We start from the raw sequence: 4384 nt of genomic DNA, 5'->3' as shown, positions 1-4384 counted from the left end.
CTAGGGAATTACGCATCTTCAGGCTCGCCCCTCGTTCCCCATTTTGTTGACCGATCAACCGTGGACCAGGGCCGGCCGCCTCAAGACGGTCAAGGCCCTACACCGTCACGGGCCCTCGGTCAGTCCACCCCCATGCCAGGCGTAGACGCGCACGGGGTCGAAGTGGAGCTCATTGGGGCCCATGCAGTCGGCGGCCCAGGTGGCCAGGCGAGAGCCGCAGAAGCAGGCCAGGTTGGGGCCGTACGCACCAGTGGGGCCGCAGCACCCGAGCCAGTTGTCCTCGAGTGTGAAGGGTTCGAGGCGTGGCAAGACATCGTCTGGGTGGACGACGACACTGTCACGCCATCCGACAGAAACCGTGGCCGCTGCGCCGGTTCGCAGCAGCTCGCGGCCGGTGCTGCGGGCAAGGCGGCGGGGTGCGGCGGCCGCGACGTACGGGGCACCCCAGGGGTCCGGGTCGATGGCGTAGTGCCCGTGGGGGACGGTGGAGCGAGCCTGGCCAGTCTTCTTGTCCCGACCGTGATCTGGGTCATCGACGTTCGGAACGACCGGCAGCGCTATCAGGTCACCGGTGAGCGCGGTCCCGCACTTGGCGCAGTAGAAGACGGTCACATGTCGGGTTCTACCGGGCGGAGGGCCGGACCGTCACGCGGAAATCGGCTCCAAACTGCGCGAGCTGTTCACGAAACTCCAGGCCAAGCACGGAACGGTGCTGGTCGTGGTCGACCAGCCGGCTTCGATCGGCGCCCTGCCACTGGCAGTGGCCCGGGACGTGGGCTGCCCGGTCGCCTACCTGCCCGGACTGACGATGCGGCGGATCGCCGACCTCTACCCCGGCGAGGCCAAGACCGACGCGAAGGACGCGTTCATCATCGCCGACGCCGCCCGCGCAATACCCCACACCCTGCGGGCGATCGACGGCGAGGACGAGACCATCGCCGAGCTGATGATCGTCGGGTTCGACGACGATCTGGCGGGCGAGGCAACCCGGGTCGCCAACCGGCTGCACGGCCTGCTGACCCAGATCCATCCGTCGCTGGAGCGAGTGCTGGGGCCGCGGTTGCAGCACCCGGCCGTCCTCATGCTGCTGCAGCGGTTCGGGTCACCGGCCCAGATCCGCAAGGCCGGCCGGCGGCGGCTGGTCACGCTGTTACGGCCGAAGGCACCGAGGATGGCTGAACGTCTCGTCGAGGACATCTTCGCTGCCCTGGACGAGCAGACCGTCACCGTTCCGGGCACCGATGCGGCCGCACTGATCGTCCCGAGCCTCGCCACCTCGCTCACGGCCGTCCTCGACCAGCGCAAGCTGCTGGCCAGGCGGATCGAGGAACTCCTGGAGGCCCACCCTCTTTCGAAAGTCCTGACGTCGATGCCGGGTGTCGGCGTTAGAACCGGAGCCCGCATCCTGATCGAGGTCGGCAACGGCAGCACCTTCCCGACCGCCGGCCATCTCGCCGCCTACGCCGGCCTCGCCCCGGAGACCCGGAGCTCGGGCTCATCGATCCGCGGCGAACAGCCCTCCAGGAGAGGAAACAAGCAGCTCAAACGGGCTTTCTTCCTCTCCGCGCTCGCCGCCCTGGGCGACCCGGCATCGCGGGCCTACTACGACAAGAAGATCGCCCAGGGCAAGGACCACACCCAGGCCCTGCTCTGCCTCGCCCGGCGGCGGGCAGACTCCTCGTCGCAATGCTCCGCGACGGAACCCATTATGAACCGCGACCAACGCCGATCGTCACCTGACGGGCGGCTCAGCCAGGAGAACAACCCGGTCGCCTTCAACGTCGAACGCGAGCACGGGATGCCCGGCATCCCCCTGCGGGTCCATCAGCACCGACTTACCCAGCCGTCGTCCGATCGCCCGGAGGAAGCCGCAGAACACATCCAGTCGCTCCTGCCCCTGCAACTCCCGCAGATCCACATCAAAGTTGATCTCCTCCGACGTATAGAAACTGAAGATCGCCAGAATGCCGGCTACTGGCCAGACCCGCAGATCCGCAAACTCGGCGTCAGGCGGGCGGGACAGCACTGCCTGCGCCCGAGGCACCGGCATCACGACATCACCCTCCGAGTACTGGCACTTCCAGCCGCTCTCGCTGATGAGATCGAGGACTGCTTGCCAGTCCACCACCGAGGCATCAGGGACACGCACGTCTGGCAGCGCCCCCATCTCATCTGGGTCGAAGAAGTCATTGACGTCGCCCCACAGCAGATCCGACACCTCGCCATGCTGCCCGCCACTCACCCCCAGCGCAGCCCAATTTTCTTGACCAAAGACATAGGGGCACCCCCCGGGGGGAACACCGGTAGACCGACCTGCCCCCACGCCACTGCACCCCAGGCCGCCACAGACCCGAGGCCGGCCGTTGGCCGGCTGGGGCAAGCCCCCTGCCGGGGACTTCATGAGGAGCGGGGACCGGGCCCCTGACGGGACCCGGGCAGTCAAGCGCAGGCCCGAAGACCTGTCGGCCCCGGGGGACGGGTGGGACGAGGGCGCGGCGCACCACGGCCCGGGACCGCGCCTCCCGGACGCCAAAGGGGCGGAGCCGCCCCGGGGGTCGTGCACCACGGCGTCGGCCGACGACGGGAGCGGCGGCACCGCCGGACGCATGCCAAGGCCGGCCTCCACACTCCGAAGCTCGAGCCCAACCGCCGAGCGGCAGCCGGTCGTCGCCGGCGCAGGTCAGCCGCAAAGATCCGACTGCCGTGCGCCCCTCGCTGTCATGATGGTCCGATGGACAACCGCGAGAGGACCGAACCTCCGCGGGTGGCCGATGAGCGCGCCACGCTGACCGGCTTCCTGCAGCGCCAGCGTGACACGCTGGCCATGGCATGTGCGGGCCTCACAGCCGAGCAGCTCAAGCAAAAGGCCGTGCAGCCCTCGGGCTTGTCGCTGCTCGGCCTCGTCCGGCACATGGCTGACGTCGAGCGGACTTGGTTCCGGAACGTATTGAACGGCGAGCACAGCGATGCGCACTGGCCCCGAAGCGACGGCGGCGCTTTCGACGTCGACACCGCAGACCCGTCCGAGGCGTTCGCGATCTGGCACGAGGAGTGCGCCCGATCCCGCGACATCGTGGATGCCGCCGAGTCCCCCGACGTCACCGGGCGGTACCGAGACGACGTCTTCTCTCTCCGCTACATCCTCACCCACATGATTGAGGAGTACGCGCGGCACAACGGCCAAGCCGACCTCCTCCGCGAGCGCATCAACAAAATCGCCGAACAGTAGTGGACAGCGGGGACCGGCCCCCTGACAGGCCCCCGGTGGTCGAGTACGAGCCCCGGGCCTGTTGACCCCAGGAGTGCCACCCCTCAGCCACCAAGACGGATTCAGTGCCGCCCGGCCGACGTCACACAGCCAGGACGCCACGCCCCAACCGGACCAACCCCCCAAGCAACACACGCAGCCACCCACCAGCCCACACCACGCCAGACGAAAGCCCCGACACCCAAGGCCCGAGGTACCCGCGAGCAGGTCCCTGGCCCGGGGCGCACCCGCCAAAAGCCCCTGCACGGGCTGCGGAGTGCTCCATGCCAACCGCACGGCGGGCGACGGCAACGCCCATGCCGCTGACCCGGCTGACGGTGCGCCCCCTGGCGCAGCCTCCGTTCCCGCTGGAGCGGCTCACCACTCTGTGAGGCAGCACGGATCCCGGACACTCACCGTCCGAGATCCGTCAACTTCAGCCCTTGTAGTGGAGTTGGGCAACGGGGGGGCAGCGACCCTCGCCGTCGGCAGGTCCGGGGAGTGCCGGGTTGGGGGAACGCCCGGCTTCGCCTTGCGGGCCCAGCGTTCCAGCGCACGCACGGCGGCCCGCGCCAGCTCCGGCGGCACCGGTGCCGCCTCCGCCGCCAGCTTGGTGATCATCACCGCCGCCTGGTTGCAACGCCGCGTGGACCAGGCGCCGAGCTCGTCGGCTATCAGGCGGGGAGCGGTCGTCAGCAGATGGGCCGCCCGGAAGAGGGCGTAGGACTCCCTGTCGCGCTTCATGCAGTCCTCGGCGACCTGCCGTACCGTCCTGCTGTCCATGGGCGTCGCACTCGCTGGCTGTGTGGGTTTCTGCGGATGTCGTTTCGCGGTGACTTCGGGAGCCACAAAGCCCCTGGTTCCCTTGATCAATGTCATCGAGAATTGATGTCACTGGGCGTGTGATCGTGTCCGCCCGGCTCGTGAGGCATTGCTACTGGGCAACACTGTGCGGGCGGCAACGTTGTAACTCGGGGGCTGGTCTGCCGGTCACGAGTTCGTCTGCGACGAGTCGTCCGACGGTGGGTGCCAGGGTGATGGCCGAGTGCGTGACGGCGACGTAGACGGATCGATCTTGTGTCGCGTATCCAATGATCGGTCCTTGAGCGGGCATCGGTCGTCTGCCGATGCGGTAGC

General features: G+C 68.5%; 4 protein-coding genes and 1 pseudogene. 2 read left to right on the top strand and 3 right to left on the bottom strand.

What is annotated here, in order from left to right; translation table 11 throughout:
* Positions 1-105: 105 nt before the first annotated feature.
* The gene (locus tag VXC91_RS42805) at positions 106-612 is read right to left on the bottom strand and encodes a hypothetical protein (protein WP_329512760.1); all 507 of its coding nucleotides are present in this window, start codon (positions 610-612) and stop codon (positions 106-108) included.
* Between the two features lie 52 nt (positions 613-664).
* Between VXC91_RS42805 and VXC91_RS42800 the strand changes: the two are divergent.
* Positions 665-1740, top strand: a pseudogene (locus VXC91_RS42800) (IS110 family RNA-guided transposase); the annotation flags it as partial.
* Here the strand turns inward: VXC91_RS42800 and VXC91_RS42795 are convergent.
* Positions 1733-2218 carry a hypothetical protein gene (locus VXC91_RS42795; RefSeq protein ID WP_329512759.1) on the bottom strand — a complete coding sequence of 162 codons (486 nt, stop codon included), beginning with the start codon at positions 2216-2218 and terminating at the stop codon, positions 1733-1735. The pseudogene VXC91_RS42800 and the gene VXC91_RS42795 sit on opposite strands and share 8 nt — an antisense overlap.
* 546 nt (positions 2219-2764) lie before the next feature.
* On the opposite strand from VXC91_RS42795, the gene VXC91_RS42790 reads away from it, so the two are divergent.
* The gene (locus VXC91_RS42790; RefSeq protein WP_329512758.1) at positions 2765-3229 is read left to right on the top strand and encodes a DinB family protein; all 465 of its coding nucleotides are present in this window, start codon (positions 2765-2767) and stop codon (positions 3227-3229) included.
* 396 nt (positions 3230-3625) lie between these two features.
* Here VXC91_RS42790 and VXC91_RS42785 read toward each other — a convergent pair whose 3' ends face one another.
* Entirely contained in the window at positions 3626-4030 is a 405-nt protein-coding gene (locus VXC91_RS42785) for a hypothetical protein (protein ID WP_329512757.1), read from the bottom strand.
* Positions 4031-4384: the final 354 nt, after the last annotated feature.

It is taken from the genome of Streptomyces chiangmaiensis, from assembly GCF_036281785.1.
Classification (GTDB): Bacteria; Actinomycetota; Actinomycetes; order Streptomycetales; family Streptomycetaceae; genus Streptomyces; species Streptomyces chiangmaiensis.
This window is presented reverse-complemented; position numbering and strand designations above follow the sequence as displayed.